Genomic DNA, 15,693 nt, shown 5'->3' with positions numbered 1-15,693 from the left:
CTATACGTACATCACGAAAACCCACTTGGTTACTTTTAGCTTCAATCACTTGGCCTTTATCGTCTTTTAATTGCAGTACTAATTTATATAAATTGGGCGCTTCTGCTGACCACAACTTAGGTTGTTTTACTTTTAGGTTAAGTAAATCAAATTGAATAACTTCACGTTGCGGGTAACCTTCCATTACTTGATCAGCGGCAATGGTTTGGGCTGTTACTTGTTGATTATTTTGATCGAACAACTGCGCTTCTAAACTCCAACCTTTTAAAGCTGAGTTATTAGACATAGTTAAAAACGGTCTAATTTGTAAGCTTGCACTTTGATAATCGGCGGCTAATTTAGGTTTGGCAAAATAATCACGAATAGCTACTTTGGGTCTCGCCAATAATAAAACTTCGCGATGAATCCCACTGAGTTTCCACATATCTTGGCCTTCAAGATAACTGCCGTCGCTCCAACGCATGACTTGTAAAGCCAATTTGTTTTTACCTGCTTTCAAAAATGGCGTTATATCAAACTCTGCCGGTAAACGGCTGCCTTGGCTATAACCTACTTTAGTGCCATTTATCCACACATAAAAAGCCGAAGAAACACCACCAAAATGTAAAATAATATCGTTGCCGGTAAAGTTCTCAGGCAATTCAAACTCACGAATATAAGCAGTTACTGGATTTGCGTTGGTAATTAACGGTGAAGTATCAGGTAACGGCGTGTCATGACTAGAATAAAAAGGTAATTGAGTATTCGTGTAATAAGGAATACCCAAACCAAAAAGTTCAATGCTTGATGGCACTGGAATAGTTGACCAGCTTGCAGCGTTAAAATCGGCGGCAATAAAGTTATGATCAATCATTTCATCGTCTGGTTGATAACGATATTTCCACTGACCATTTAGGCTTAACATCAAAGCCTTGTCACGGTTTATTGTTAACGCGTCGGCGGTATTAGTATAAGAATAAGGGTTGGCACGGGTAGGTAGGCGATTAATTGACACAATCGCAGGGTTTTCCCAATCTTTTACCACGCCAACATTACTATGGTAAGCACTAGTAGCAGAGGGGACAGCTGCCGTTGTTTGTTGATTTTTTACTGCCGTAACACAACCTGCGGTAGTAAGCGCAATTAATAGCATACTGCCAGTTAACAGCCGACCTTGAAACTTCATGTAAGCACCTATTATATTCAAATTATTAAAATTTAAATATGATAGTTCTTTTTTATAAATAAATGAAATAAAAACGGCTTTGAATTTAATTATTATAAAATTCAAAGCCGCAAGTGATGGCGTTTTCCATCTTGTTATTTTAGGGTGTACGATAAATATTAAAATTTATAGGTTATAACCAGACTCGTCATGATCTACTAAGTCTAAACCGCTTTCTTCGCCTTCTTCATCAATACGTAAACCGCCTGTCATTAAACCAACAATTTTAAGTAAAACGTATGTAACGATAGCAGTATAAGCAAGGGTTGAAACAATACCGGTTAACTGAACAAAAACTTGCTCGCTCATGGTTGTTATACCTTCAGCAAACCCAAAACCACTAAATACGCCTAAGCTTGTTGCTGATAAAACACCGGCTAAAAATGTCCCTAAAATGCCGCCAACACCATGCACAGGAAAAACATCTAACGAGTCATCAATTTTTAATTTTTGTTTAATATATACAGTAGAATAGTAACAAACAAAACCCGCGGAAATACCGATAATTAATGCCCCGCCAGGCCCAACAAAACCTGATGCAGGAGTAATGGTACCTAAACCTGCTACCATACCTGTAACAGCACCGATAACACTTGCTTTACCAAACTTTTTCCATTCAATAAATGCCCAAGTCAATGTACCTGCGGCTGCAGAAATATGAGTAACTAACATAGCCATTGAAGCGTCACCGTTAGCCGCTAAAGCACTACCACCGTTAAAACCAAACCAACCAACCCATAACATACCTGCGCCTGTTACTGTCATGGTTAAGTTATGTGGTAATAATGGCGTGGTACCAAAACCTCTGCGAGGGCCTAAAACAAGTGCCGCAACTAATGCTGCTGTACCCGCAGTAATATGAACAACAATACCACCAGCAAAATCGAATACGCCCATTTTACTTAACCAGCCGCCGCCCCATACCCAATGAGTAACGGGTGCATAAACAGCTAATAACCATAAACCACTAAAAATTAATACAGCAGAAAACTTCATGCGTTCAGCAAAGCCACCAATAATAAGGGCTGGTGTTATAACGGCAAATGTCATTTGAAATAACATGAATAAGCTTTCAGGAATATCACCTGATAAGCTTTCTTTTGTTATGCCCATCATAAACACTTTACTAAAATCGCCAATAAAGCCATTACCTTCACTAAAGGCAAGACTGTAACCCACTAAAAGCCATAAAATTGAAGATAATGAACCTATGGCAAAACATTGCATTAAAATAGATAAAACATTCTTTTTACGAACCAAACCACCGTAAAATAAGGCAAGACCAGGTAAGGTCATTAATAAAACAAGTGCCGTAGATGTTAAAATCCACGCTGTATTTGCTCCATTTAATTCACCTTCACTCGCAAATGCTAATGAAGGTAAACATAGAAAAATTAAAGTAAGTAATTGACGCATAGTGTTTTGTTCCTACAACTTTATCATTATTAGAAATTTTGAATTTTTTATTTAAGTCGAGTGGGGTGTCTGCACAAAATAGGCCATTTTTATTTGTTGTTTTAAAACAAATTGTTATGTTTTTTATTCCCTGTTATGTGCTTCTGTGTGCACCACAGGTGTGCTTGTTGTTGTTTATTATGCTTTATTTTGGTGCGCTATATTGTTTTGTTGGTGCAATTTGCTAGGCTTGTGTCATTATGTGTGTAGGTGCTTTTTATTGATTATTCGATAGTTAACAAATTAATGTTTTAGATATTATCTCTATTAAATCATGCTGTTATCGTGATAAGTAAAACATATACATAGTTACATTTATTTTTAATAGTACAACCATAAAAATTGTTCGTTTATTGTGACTTTCTCAAACGACCTGAAACTCGCTTCTTGAAGTGGTATGGGTATATAATATTGCTTGATATAAACTATAATTTTCATAATGTTCAGGTGGGCTTAATTAGTGTTTCAAGTGAGGGGGGGGAATAAAGTTTTTAGTCAATACAATATAACTATAATTGTTGTTTTTTCACTTATTACCTTATCTATTTTTTCCTTTATTACCTATCGATATTTTTCAGACTTATCTGAGCATAAAAAAATTGAAATTAAAGATTTAACTCAGCAAGTTAAACAGCTTGATAATGCATTGGTTGCTAATACTGAAGCTTTGTTGAGTATTCAAAAATTTGCTAATTATTTCTTAAAATATCCTGATGATCTTGTTACCAAAACGCCAAAGCTGACTCAAGACGGCGAACATTATTACATTAAACATCGACACTATGATGTGATAGACCACAAAGACTATGTAAGAAATAATATTACCGGTATTGGTGATATTAGTTCTTTAGATAAAGCCCATAAAGCTGAGTTAGCCATGTCAAACATGTTAACACCCGCTTTTGTCGCCACTAAACAAGCTAACGAAGAAGCCGTATGGTTTTATTACGTATCTAAAAAGCGATTTGTAAGTATTTACCCCTCAATTAATCGTAATAGTTGGCAGTATAGTGATGTTTTATTAGCGGGGGAGCACACGCAAAAAATATTAAAAAACGGTTTAGATAAACAAGAAATTGTTTGGTCTGCGCCTTATGTTGGTTCTGCTGGTTCGGGCCTAAATGCGTCATTAGGTATAGGTATTTTTAACAAAGTTGATATGGCGGGGATCTTATACGTTGATATAAGCTTAGCTCGTTTACAAAAGCAATTTTCGCCTATAACAAAAGAAAAGGAGGGGGTTGTAGTACTTGATCGTAATAATAATGTGTTAATTCATCATAAGCTAGGCGGTCTGGCGGTTAACAATATAGAAAAATGGAAAAGTGTTGTTCCTGCAAGTTTGTCGTCATTAACTCAGAATGATGTTAATTCTTTCACGGTTTACCAAGAAATAGGCGATTGGCTTGTACAAAAACAAACGTTGCCTATTAATGGTTGGACTGTCATTAAATATCAGTCTTATCAAGATTTTCGTGAACCTCTTTTAAAGCATTACTGTGTCGTTTTCATTATTTTATTTGCGGGTTTAGTTATATTTTTTGCCTTGATTTATTGGATAACACATCGCACATTTGTTAAACCAACTAAACGTTTTATTAGTCATATTGAATATTGTGCACAAGGTGATCCGGGTAAAATTAAACCAACAGCTGATTGGTTACGCTGGTTTCAAGTAGTAGAAAATATTTTCGGGCAAAACAGAAGCTTATTACAGCGCTTAACGGATCAAAACTTGTTATTAGATACGCGAGTTAATGAAAAAACTCAAGAATTACAAGAGAAGGTTGTTCAGCATAAACGTGATTACGCTTTATTAAAATCGGTAATGAATGCTATACCTGAATATATTATTTTTAATGATATAGACGGTAATATTGTAGGTTTTAACGATACGTTTGGTGATTTTATAGAAAAAAGTCGTGACGAAGTTTTAGGCTTTAAGGCGAATGAAATTATTCGTAATGAATTAGGTGCCGAGCTAACCAAATTAAGTACGTCTAAAAATGTAAAAGAAGGCCTACAACGTGTTGTTCACACTAAAAATAGTACTTATGATATTTACTGTACGAATATTCATAGCGATACAGGGATAGAAGTTGGCACTATTGATGTTATTCGTGACGTAACCACGCAATACGCTATTCAAGCTGCGTTAGAAAATACCAAAAACCAAGCTGAGTTTGCTAACAAAGCGAAAAGCCAATTCTTAGCCAATATGAGTCATGAAATTCGTACGCCTATTAACGCTATACAAGGAATGATCACCTTATTAGGTCGTTCTATTTTAACCAATAATCAACGTCAGCATATTGATAACGCTTATGGTGCATCTAAATCACTTTTATATTTAGTTGACCAGCTACTTGATCTTGCAAAAATAGAGTCAGGTGAAATGACATTAGTGAAAGAAAGAGCAAGTCTAGATGCTATTATTAACAAAGCGATAATGCTCAACCTAGGGCAGATCAATAAAAAACAATTACATATTTTTGTTGATGTTCATCCTAATGTTCCTCAATTTGTTAATACCGATGAAATGCGTTTAGTGCAGGTATTAACCAATCTATTACAAAATTCGGTTAAATTTACTCAAGAAGGAAAAATCAGTATATCGGTAGAGGTGCTTAATCAAAGTTCAAAAAATGCGATTATCTGTTTTAAAATAAAAGATACAGGTATTGGCATTGCACTTGATAAACAATCTCATTTGTTTGAAGCATTTAAGCAAGCCGATGATTCGATGACTAGACAGTATGGCGGCTCAGGTTTAGGCTTATCTATTTGTCAGCAAATTGTACAATTACTTGATGGTAATATTTCATTTGAAAGTGAGTTAAACCAAGGGTGTGAGTTTACAATAGAATTACCTTTTGAGTTAAATAACAACAAGATCGATGATTCAATAACTAAGCCGTTAACACTGTGTAATTTAGGAATTAATTTACCTGATACATTACTTGAAGCCATTGAAACAGTTGGCTGGAAATACCTCGAAATATCAAAGTTAGACGAAATTAAAACGTTGGCTAAAAATGATAACGTTGTGCTATTAGCAGCTGAAGTTAATTTACTCGACCTTCTTAAAAGTGAGTCTCAACAATATATTCAGTTACTTTGTATTTGCCAAACTAAAGGGTACAACATAAGTGTACACGAACCTATTTTAGAGCAACTTACTGTGCCATATATTTTACAAGAACAGCCTCTGTATCGGTATATGTTGAGTGCTATTGGGCAATCTATATCACGTTTAAATAAAACAGAACCTTCAACTATTTTACAAAAAAGTGAAAACTTAAAAGGCCTTGTTGTTTTATTGGTTGAAGATAACTTAGTTAACCAACTCGTTGCAAAAGAGCTTTTAATTAGTATGAAAGCAGAAGTTATAATTGCTGAAAATGGTCAAGTGGCTCTCGATTTACTTGAGAAAAACGTTATTCATATTGTTCTGATGGATATACAAATGCCTGTAATGGATGGTTTAACCGCAACAAAACTCATTAGGCAACAAAAGCAGTTTATTGATTTACCTATTATAGCCATGACAGCTCACGCCCGAAAAGAAGATAGAGAAAGCTCTCTTGCCGCAGGCATGAACTTACATATGGCTAAACCCGTTGAGTACGATACGTTACTAAATACTATTCTTAAGTTGACTAACGAGAATTGATTTATACCTAGATAGAAAAATAAGAGGCTTCCACAAGGTAACCTCTATTCTGATTTTACTGTGTTAGATCCGTTATGCTTTGTAATAATTCACGGGCATTAATATTGTTTGGCTCTTTAGCTAAAACATGTTTGAAGGCTAATTGTGCTGATTCGATAGCATTAATTTTTATATATACTTTACCAAGTGCTAACCATGTTATTAAATCTTCAGGGAAGTCTTCTAAATATTGGCTATACACATTAATTGATTTATCGTATTCACCTAGTAAATATAATACTTTTCCATATTGAGGGGTAAATTTAGGTGAGATGCTAGATAGCTTTTCTAATGCCCAAGATGTTTTTTCATATAAAGATAAATTTATACCTAAAAAAGCTATTTGCTGTAATTCATCCTCTGAAAATGTGTCTGAATCTAGCTGATCAAAATAACTTAAAGCAGACTGATGATCTTGTCGTAAAATCGCTAAGTAAGCCTCTGCATTTATGTAAAGCTCTTGTGCTTGATGATTATTTTTATCGTATAGCTTCAAACTGTGAGTCAACACATTTAAGGCATCAATATTTTTTTGATTAAATAAAATAATAATTTTACGTTTTACACCATCTAAAGATGACTGTAGCTTCATTTTTTTCATATGCTGCGATTCTTCATCACTTAGAATATCTTGAAACTTTGTATTAAAACGTTCTAATTCTTCAGGGAAGTTATTTTCTAGTATATTGGTATGTTCAGGGTGTTTTATTTGCCATACTTTTACTCGCCCAAAGTGCTTATCTTTTTCCCATTGTTCAAAGAGTTTAGTAATATCAGGTGATGCTTTTTCTTCTTCTTTTCTACTTTTTATTCGATTTACAGTCTCTTCTAAATGTTTAATAAGTGTTGTGCTTGAGTCTACATACGCTTGATAATATATTTGGCCAGTATTTTTTACTTGATCATCAGACCAATCCTCATGAGATGTTTGTACTGACTTAATAAATTTATCTAGGCCAAAATTTTTAACAAAAGCCGATGATTTTTTATATTTTTTATCAAGCTCTATTTCTATTTTATCCATTCGCAATTTGTATTTAAAATTCTCACTTTCTTTACCTTTTATCGAAAATATTTTTTCATTACATTCAAGTGCTTCTTTTGCGAGAATTTTGATCTGTTTTATATCTTTTAATATTTTACTAACTTTCGTTAATACAAAATTATTATCTTCTTGAATGGCATCTTTACTCATAGGAGGAAGAGCATTATTGATGATTTCCCATGCGTTATTTGCTTCATTCTCAAATGAAAGTGCTGATGTAGGAATATGATCAATATATTCTGCAACAGCGGCATTCGCTGAAAGGTTATATATGGTTACCCCCATGTCTAAGGCTGATTTTGCCTGCTTAGAAAGGGCTGATATCGCATTGTCGAATGCTATTTGTGTTTCTGCTTTATCACCTGCATATGTTGGTACCCATATACCGGGTTGCCCAAGTGTAGGACCAACTTTAGCTTCATTACTGTCTTTTGCATGAGTAACACCTGATGACGCATAACATAAGTCTACACCCGTTAATAAAATATTAGCGAAGCCCATCTCTATTGCGGCTTTTAGAGCGGTATTAGTTACTGTGGGGCCACCTACTATGCTGCAGTTTTCATCTGACTCTTCTTTCCAAGGAAACCTTGCGCCAATACAAACATTACGGCCAGACCATTGTGATAACAACGGTGATGTTACACAGTTAGCATTAATAAAAAGTACTTCTTTTGACATTAATAAAAGCTCTTTACTCACATCAAAGCTGACATCGTAAGGGTCAACACATACCACCATATGTGGGGTTATATTATTTTTTAATAATGTTTTAGAAACACGTGATACTGCGATAATGACTAAATTTTCTTGGTTCTCTTTTATCCATTCTATGTCGTCATCAAGAGAAGGCCCACCACCAAGAATTACACAGGTTTTACCTTTAAATAAATTGTTTAATAAGGTTAATGAATTTTTATTCTCAGTAATATTCACTAATTGTCGTGTCATGAATGGGAAAACTCCCACCAATGCTCGAGTGAAAAAGAATATTGTTTCTAACTCTTTAATCATTTTTAAATTGGTTGAGTGATAATCTATTAAAAATGAATCAATAGCCGAAAAAGATTTTATATATTCGATACTATCTTTATAAATATAAACATTGATCTCAAATGCTTCTGCTGTTTTTTGCCATTGATCTAACGTGGTAAATTGAAAAGTATCTTTATCGTAATTAGTTGGAATGTTTTCTTTTATTTTGTCAATGATATAAGGGAGTTCTATAAATAAATACCGTGTATTTTTAGGTGTTTTATTTTGTAGCAAATAAGTGGGTAATAAACCTGAGTCGGTTCCCAATATAATGTATAGCTTTTCTTCTTTTTGAAGTTTTTCACCAAATTGTCTTTCAAACATAGAAGATGAACTTTCTCTTTCAAATAATTTTCTATTTACGGAGTGTAAATACTTTTCATTGTAGCGACTTATTTGAAATTGTTCAGATAGCACGTCTTCGCTTGATGTCATTTTTAAAGCCTATATTTTGTAAATGATGTGGGTAAGTTGGTCTACTTATGTTTTGTTTGTCAAAATTATATTACTGTGTCTATTAAACTAGTATAAAGCTAATATTATGCCAATAGTCTAAGATTTAATGACTATTGGCATAATATTAGCTTGAATACTTTACTATAGAAAAGCGTCAAAATTTTAATCGTTAGATAGAGTTTATCTGATTATTATTAGAATGTTACTAAAATCATACTAAAGGTATAAAAATGCAAAAGAGCCCAAGTATTCAGCAGTTAGTGGAACATGTTAGGATTCATCAAGAAATGGGTAAATACGATACATTATTACCTGTAATCAACACTTTACTCAAAAAAGATCCCAATAATTCAGAATACCTATTATGGAAACTACAAGTTTTAGACGCACAGCAAGAAGAAATCTTAGATTTTAATTTATTACATCATTATGTAAATATGCGTAGCTCTGACGTTACGGGGTATTTATTATTATATAAAGCCTATATGTCTAAAAATATGGTGGCCGATGCTTTGATAGCATTAGCTTATGCACTAAGTATTGATCCTAAAGATGAAGAATGTCAGTACCTATTTAATAAAACACTAGCAGATATCAATCCTAAGTATATTAAATTAAAAATTAACATATTAACTCTAAATAGAATTGGTCATTTAGCTGTTGAAATAGAACCATGGTTGCGTCGTCAAAAAAATGAAGTACATGAAGATGATTGTCTTTATGTATTTATATCTAATGGAATAACACCTGCAAACACAGCCTTATATAATTTATTGAAAAATAATGTTCATATTATTGAAAGTAAAGTTTGGTTTGATTTTTATTCAACTCGAGCTCAATTATTAGATGAGGTTTTTTTTATTCAGTTTCCTTATGATATACATTCTGTAATGAGAGGAAATACAAATGAAAATATTGTTACTAAAGGTAATCAAGAATTAATACGTATATATAATAATTATTCTTCTGTATTACAACTTGCTCCAGCTGATATAGCTCAAGGATGGGAGCTCCTAGGTCATTATGGATTATCAAAATCAGATAAAATAGTCTGTTTACATGTTAGAGACAGCGACTATTTAGGTAAGATATCAAGAAACGCTGACTTTTCTTATCATGACTATAGAGACGCGAATATTGCTAATTATCAAAAAGCAGTAGAAGTGTTGATTGATAAGGGCTATAAAGTTGTTCGAATTGGCAATGGGTCAAACCAGCAGTTAAATATACTCTCAGAAAACTATTTAGATTTATGTTTAGATAGAGATGAAGAATATGGTGACTTTTTTGAATTACTTTTAATAAGTCAATGTTACTTTTATATTGGCGCTCTTTCCGGTCCATTTAGTGTGGCAGCCTTGTTCGACGTACCTATTTTATTAATAAATTCCACTCCATTTAATCCTCAATATTCAAGAAATACTAGGTTTATACCCAAGCATTTATTTCATAATAACGAAGAAGTGAATTTAATTGATGTCTGTAAAGGTAAGGTATTGAGTGAGGACAGTAATGAAACAATTTTATTGTGTTTTAACGGAAAAAAATTAAGTAAGTATGGCTATCAATATGTTGAGAATACACCTGAGGAAATTTTATCCGCCGTTAATGAATTTGAAAAGCAAATAGTTGATGGAGAGTTTTTGAATGAAGTAACTCCTCTACAAAAGAAATATATAGAACGTTTACCTACAGATTTTGTTTTTAAAGACTCTTCTTCTTTAGTCTGTGACAGCTTTTTGTCACAATATCCTGAATTATTTTAATAAATTAGTTAATTATGAATATAAAAAAAATATTAGTAACTGGTGCAACGGGTTATAAGGGGAGTATTTTAGTTCCTAAATTACTAAGTGCAGGGCATAAAGTTATTGCTTTTGATACCCAGTGGTTTGGTAACTTCTTACCTGAACATACCAATTTAACTGTTGTAAAAGGTAGCGTGATTGATACGCCATCCATTCCGCTTGATGGAGTTGATATTATTATTCATTTAGCTTCAATTGCTAATGACCCCTGTGGTGATTTAGATCCTAAATTAACATGGGAAACAAGTGCTTTAGCTACAATGCAATTAGCTGACAGAGCTAAACGAGAAGGCATTAAGCATTTTATTTATGCATCGTCAGGCAGTGTATATGGCATAAAAGATGAAGAGAATGTCACGGAAGAACTTTCATTAGAACCAATATCTGAGTACAACAAAACTAAAATGGTATCTGAACGTGTATTGTTAAGTTATTCAGACGATATGGTTGTACAAATAGTTAGGCCAGCAACTGTTTGTGGTTTATCACCCCGCCAAAGACTTGATGTCGCGGTTAATATGTTAACCATGCAAGCACTTAAAAATGGACGTATTACGGTATTTGGTGGTGAACAAGCTCGGCCTAATATCCATATCGACGATATAACTGATTTGTATTTGTTTTTATTAGAAAACCCGCAAGTAACTGGCGTATACAATGCCGGTTTCGAAAACATAACGGTGGGTGAGATTGCTGCAATTATTAAAGAGAAAATAGATGCTGAAGTTGTTGTTACGCCCTCTAATGATCCGCGTTCATACCGAGTAAATTCAGATAAGCTATTGGCAACAGGTTTTAAACCTAAAAAGAATGTCAGAATTGCTATTGAAGAAATGATTGAAGCCTATCATCAAGGGAAGTTATTAGACGAAGATCGTTGGTATAATTTAAAGTGGATGCAAAAGACAGTCTTATGAAAAAATTTACCTGTGCAAACTATGCAAGCAAGTTAACGGCCTTGCTCTCAAATACCAACTGGCAAGACGTTGAGCTATTAGCTGATAAATTATTAACTTTAATTAACAACGGCGGTAACTTATATATTTGCGGTAACGGTGGTAGTGCTGGAAATGCCCAACATTTAGCGAACGATTTTCTATATGGGGTTAGCCCTAAAAATAAAAATTCATTAAAGGTAGAGGCATTATCAGCTAATGCCTCAGTTATTACTTGTTTGGCAAATGATGTGGGTTACAATGCTATTTTTTCACATCAGTTGGATGTAAAAGCAAACGTAGGTGACTTATTATTAGTACTCTCAGGTAGTGGTAACTCAGCTAATATTATAAAAGCTATAGAAAGTGCTAAAACTAAGGGAGTGTTTACTGCGGGAGTTCTTGGATTTTCGGGCGGAAAAGCGAAAGAAATTCTAGATTTACCTATCCATTTTGAAATTGACGATATGCAGATTTCAGAAGATTTACAACTAGTGGTAGGTCATATGTTAATGCGTTTATTACATGAATTTTTAGGGTAGGACTCTTTATGTCAGATCGTGCATTTCTTGATTTCTATGATGAATTAAACTCAATACCCGTTCACCAACATGGTGCCGGATCTGCATTACATTTTGCTCAACGCAATGCTCTTTTTCTGAGTCTAGGTATTACACAATTAGTCATTAAAAGTAGGACTTTGTTAGAAATAGGTCCGGGATCTGGAGATAATGCGCTTCATTTAGCTTCCTGGTCTCCTAAAAGTATTTCTTTTGTTGATGGCGCCAATGCGGCTGTCAGCAATATTCAAAAAAGAATAGATAATGGTGAATATGGTAATAGTGCATCAATTATTCAAGCCGATGTATCATCATATTCATTTCCCGAACAATTTGATTTAGTGTTATGTGAAGGTTTGATTCCTGGGCAAAAGGACCCTGCTAAATTTCTTAACAATGTATTATCTGCTTTAAAACCCAATGGCATTTGTGTCTTTACAACGGTTAGTTCTGTTAGTTATCTAGCTGAAATCTGTCGACGAATATTATTACCTTTATTTAAGCAAAAATTTATCGATGATGAGCCTTTATTCGATTACCTTACATTATTTTTTAAGGAAGATCTAAATAGCCTATCGGGAATGAGCCGACACCATAAAGATTGGGTTTTAGATAATATAATTCATTCTTGGACTGAAAACAGTCTTTTTTCATTAGAAGAGGCTCTAGTTGCATTACCTGATGAATTTAATGTACTTGGCTGTTCGCCAAAATTTATTCAAGACTGGCGTTGGTATAAAGAAAGCCATTCAGGTAATAAAAATACCATACTTCAAAGTTATACAGAGTGGTCTCCTTATTTAATTGATTATCGAGTAACGCCTAAAATTGCCTTTGAGCAATCTCAATCGCAAGAATTATTAAGACTCTGCGATAAAGCAATGCAAATACATAATGTATATAGAACATCTTGTTTAGAAAAAGATTTAGACAATTTTATTCTTGTGCTTAAAAGCATAGACAAATTAATTGGTGAAAATATGATAGAAACATCATTAGCTATCAATAATTTTATAGCCGCTATTCCTTTATTAAAAAATGGTGACTTCGATTGTGACTTATCTTTGTTTCGAAAGTGGTTTGGGCGAGGTCAACAATATTTAAGTGTTGTTCGTTAATAAAATACATATTTAACAGAGAGTTAATATGCAAAAAGATACAAAAGAAGCTCAATACAATACTCTATTTGAATACCCTGAAACTAAACTTGGCTTTATGACCAACCAAGTATGGCAAGATGATCCTAAACGTGTAGTTTTTGTTTTATCCCGCTATAAATTTGTCGCAAAAATGCTAGCGGGAAAGGCTCGAGTATTAGAAGTTGGTTGTGCTGATGCTTTTGGTTCTCACATTGTAGCTGATTCTGTTGAACAGCTTACAGTGAGCGATTTTGATCCTGTTTTTATTGAAAAAGTACAACAAAATGCACGTTATGATTGGCAAAAAAATGCTCAAGTACACGATATTTTATCTGGGCCAACTGTAACAAAGCACGATGCGGTTTATTGTTTAGATGTTTTTGAACACATTTTACCTGAGTATGAACATGGCATACTTAAACATTTAAACCAATCAACCCATGATAATGGGGTAGCTATTATTGGTATACCTTCGCTTGAATCTCAACATTATGCATCACCACAAAGTATTGAAGGGCATGTTAACTGTAAATCAGGTAATGACTTTAAAACGTTATTAGAGCAGCATTTTAAGCATGTGTTTTTATTTTCGATGAATGATGAAGTTGTTCATACTGGTTTTTATCCCATGGCTCATTATTTATTCGCTTTATGTGTTAAATAAAAATTATTAGGGTACTTTATGAATAAGACCGTTTGTGTCATTGGTAGTAACTCGTTTTCAGGTGCTAGTTATTGTAAATATTTATTAGAGCAGGGGTACCAAGTTATTGGTATTAGTCGTTCAGCAGCACCTGTTGCTGCATTATTGCCATATTCGTGGGCGAACAGTAAAAACCAAGTTAACTTTTTTCAACTTGATGTTAATCATCATTTACCAGAAATAGAGATATTATTAGATAAGTTAAAACCCAGTCATATCTATAATTTTGCTGCGCAAAGTATGGTTGGGCAAAGCTGGGACTTTCCAGAACATTGGTTTATGACTAATGCTGTATCGATGATTAAGCTGCATAATATGCTTAGGCATAAAGACTACTTAGACCGCTATATTCATATTACAACGCCTGAAGTATACGGAAGTTGTACTGGGTATATTGACGAATCACAAGTATTTAACCCGAGTACACCTTATGCTGTTTCTAGGGCAGCAGCTGATATGAGTTTAAAAACTTTTTTTAATGTGCATCAGTTCCCCGTTATTAGCACTCGTGCTGCAAATGTTTATGGTGAAGGGCAGCAACTTTACCGTATTGTTCCTAGAACCATTCTATATATCCTATTAGGCAAAAAATTATCATTACATGGCGGAGGTCATTCAGAACGCTCATTTATTCATATTGATGATGTGTCAGCAGCAACTCATTTAATTGCCGAGCGAGGTAGACTTGGCGATTGTTATCATATTGCGACACCGTCAACGGTAACTATTCGAGAATTAGTTGAATTAATTTGCCAAAATATGTCGGCAGACTTTAATCAAGTTTGCGAAGTTAGTGACGATCGTAAAGGTAAAGATGCGGCTTATTTATTAAATACGAGCAAAATAAGAAATGAACTTGGTTGGCAAGATAGTATTAGTCTCGACACTGGTATTAGCCGCACCATAAAGTGGGCGCAAGAAAATATTGCTGTACTACAGCAGCAACCCCTTGATTATATTCATAAGGCATAATTTATAAAATGGAAATTGATTTATTACGTAATTACCCTCAAAGCAAACGAGATCCGCATGCAAGACAAGATGCTTTGACTGAAGAAATGCGTGCTATCGCTCGTCAATTTGGTAAAGATTTTTTTGATGGTGACCGTTTATATGGTTATGGTGGCTTTAAGTATTTTTCGCGCTTTTGGCAACCTGTTATTCCTGACTTTGTTCAACATTTTCAATTATCTCCAAGTAGTAAAATTTTAGATGTTGGTTGTGCTAAAGGCTTTATGTTGTATGACTTTACTGAACTTGTACCGGGTATTGCAGTACAAGGACTAGATATTTCAGAATATGCTATTGCTAACGCGAAAGAAGAAGTAAAAGAACAATTACAAGTGGGTAACGCGATAAAACTACCTTATGAAGATAACAGTTTTGATGCCGTTTTTAGTATCAACACCGTTCATAACCTCGAATTAGATGATTGCGCTATTGCTTTACAAGAAATTATGCGAGTGAGTAAAGGTAGAGCATTTATCACAGTTGATGCTTATCGTAATGATGAAGAAAAAGAACGTATGTATGCTTGGAATTTAACAGCAAAAACGATTATGCATGTTGATGAATGGCAGGCCTTTTTCAAAAAGGTTGATTACACTGGCGATTTTTACTGGTTTATCCCATAAGGTAATT

At 34.0% G+C, this 15,693-nt stretch carries 10 protein-coding genes and 1 pseudogene; 8 read left to right on the top strand and 3 right to left on the bottom strand.

The annotated features are described in order from the left end of the window. Window positions 1-25: 25 nt before the first annotated feature. Window positions 26-904: pseudogene (locus ACM9HF_RS09370) on the bottom strand (sugar-binding domain-containing protein); the annotation flags it as partial. 426 nt (window positions 905-1,330) lie between these two features. Continuing rightward, the gene (locus tag ACM9HF_RS09365) at window positions 1,331-2,620 is read right to left on the bottom strand and encodes an ammonium transporter (RefSeq protein WP_473617842.1); all 1,290 of its coding nucleotides are present in this window, start codon (window positions 2,618-2,620) and stop codon (window positions 1,331-1,333) included. 499 nt (window positions 2,621-3,119) lie between these two features. On the opposite strand from ACM9HF_RS09365, the gene ACM9HF_RS09360 reads away from it, so the two are divergent. Further along, complete coding sequence (locus tag ACM9HF_RS09360; RefSeq protein WP_473617838.1) at window positions 3,120-6,332, top strand: ATP-binding protein; 3,213 nt, start codon at window positions 3,120-3,122, stop codon at window positions 6,330-6,332. 55 nt (window positions 6,333-6,387) lie between these two features. On the opposite strand, the gene ACM9HF_RS09355 is transcribed toward ACM9HF_RS09360, so the two are convergent. Next, on the bottom strand, window positions 6,388-8,886 hold the full coding sequence (locus ACM9HF_RS09355; RefSeq protein ID WP_473617835.1) for a 6-hydroxymethylpterin diphosphokinase MptE-like protein: 2,499 nt from the start codon (window positions 8,884-8,886) through the stop codon (window positions 6,388-6,390). 251 nt (window positions 8,887-9,137) lie between these two features. Between ACM9HF_RS09355 and ACM9HF_RS09350 the strand changes: the two genes are divergently transcribed. The 7 genes from ACM9HF_RS09350 to ACM9HF_RS09320 are packed head-to-tail and all read left to right on the top strand — an operon-like array spanning window position 9,138 to window position 15,686. Beyond that, a complete protein-coding gene (locus ACM9HF_RS09350; protein WP_473617832.1) occupies window positions 9,138-10,673 on the top strand; it encodes a TIGR04372 family glycosyltransferase in 1,536 nt (511 codons plus the stop codon). Between the two features lie 14 nt (window positions 10,674-10,687). Next, a complete protein-coding gene (locus ACM9HF_RS09345; protein ID WP_473617829.1) occupies window positions 10,688-11,632 on the top strand; it encodes an NAD-dependent epimerase/dehydratase family protein in 945 nt (314 codons plus the stop codon). Beyond that, a complete protein-coding gene (locus tag ACM9HF_RS09340; protein ID WP_473617827.1) occupies window positions 11,629-12,192 on the top strand; it encodes an SIS domain-containing protein in 564 nt (187 codons plus the stop codon). Before ACM9HF_RS09345 ends, ACM9HF_RS09340 begins: the two co-directional genes overlap by 4 nt. 8 nt (window positions 12,193-12,200) lie before the next feature. Next, window positions 12,201-13,328, top strand: a complete 1,128-nt coding sequence (locus tag ACM9HF_RS09335) for a class I SAM-dependent methyltransferase (protein ID WP_473617824.1) — start codon at window positions 12,201-12,203, stop codon at window positions 13,326-13,328. A gap of 28 nt (window positions 13,329-13,356) precedes the next feature. Continuing rightward, on the top strand, window positions 13,357-14,013 hold the full coding sequence (locus tag ACM9HF_RS09330) for a class I SAM-dependent methyltransferase (protein WP_473617820.1): 657 nt from the start codon (window positions 13,357-13,359) through the stop codon (window positions 14,011-14,013). Between the two features lie 18 nt (window positions 14,014-14,031). Beyond that, a complete protein-coding gene (locus ACM9HF_RS09325) occupies window positions 14,032-15,024 on the top strand; it encodes a GDP-mannose 4,6-dehydratase (RefSeq protein ID WP_473617817.1) in 993 nt (330 codons plus the stop codon). An 8-nt stretch (window positions 15,025-15,032) separates the two neighbouring features. Next, window positions 15,033-15,686, top strand: a complete 654-nt coding sequence (locus tag ACM9HF_RS09320; RefSeq protein WP_473617812.1) for a class I SAM-dependent methyltransferase — start codon at window positions 15,033-15,035, stop codon at window positions 15,684-15,686. The last annotated feature ends 7 nt before the right edge of the window (window positions 15,687-15,693 follow it).

Source organism: Colwellia sp. RE-S-Sl-9, assembly GCF_048296855.1.
Lineage (GTDB): Bacteria > Pseudomonadota > Gammaproteobacteria > Enterobacterales > Alteromonadaceae > Pseudocolwellia.
Note: the sequence above shows the minus strand (reverse complement) of the source record. Positions and strands in the feature narration are given on the sequence as shown.

What these genes read in the sequence shown, in the direction of transcription:
- ACM9HF_RS09325 (WP_473617817.1), top strand. Translation starts at nt 14,032, where the DNA reads ATGAATAAGACCGTTTGTGTCATTGGTAGTAACTCGTTTTCAGGTGCT.
- ACM9HF_RS09355 (WP_473617835.1), bottom strand. Translation starts at nt 8,886, where the DNA reads ATGACATCAAGCGAAGACGTGCTATCTGAACAATTTCAAATAAGTCGC.
- ACM9HF_RS09345 (WP_473617829.1), top strand. Translation starts at nt 10,688, where the DNA reads ATGAATATAAAAAAAATATTAGTAACTGGTGCAACGGGTTATAAGGGG.
- ACM9HF_RS09365 (WP_473617842.1), bottom strand. Translation starts at nt 2,620, where the DNA reads ATGCGTCAATTACTTACTTTAATTTTTCTATGTTTACCTTCATTAGCA.
- ACM9HF_RS09335 (WP_473617824.1), top strand. Translation starts at nt 12,201, where the DNA reads ATGTCAGATCGTGCATTTCTTGATTTCTATGATGAATTAAACTCAATA.
- ACM9HF_RS09350 (WP_473617832.1), top strand. Translation starts at nt 9,138, where the DNA reads ATGCAAAAGAGCCCAAGTATTCAGCAGTTAGTGGAACATGTTAGGATT.
- ACM9HF_RS09330 (WP_473617820.1), top strand. Translation starts at nt 13,357, where the DNA reads ATGCAAAAAGATACAAAAGAAGCTCAATACAATACTCTATTTGAATAC.
- ACM9HF_RS09340 (WP_473617827.1), top strand. Translation starts at nt 11,629, where the DNA reads ATGAAAAAATTTACCTGTGCAAACTATGCAAGCAAGTTAACGGCCTTG.
- ACM9HF_RS09320 (WP_473617812.1), top strand. Translation starts at nt 15,033, where the DNA reads ATGGAAATTGATTTATTACGTAATTACCCTCAAAGCAAACGAGATCCG.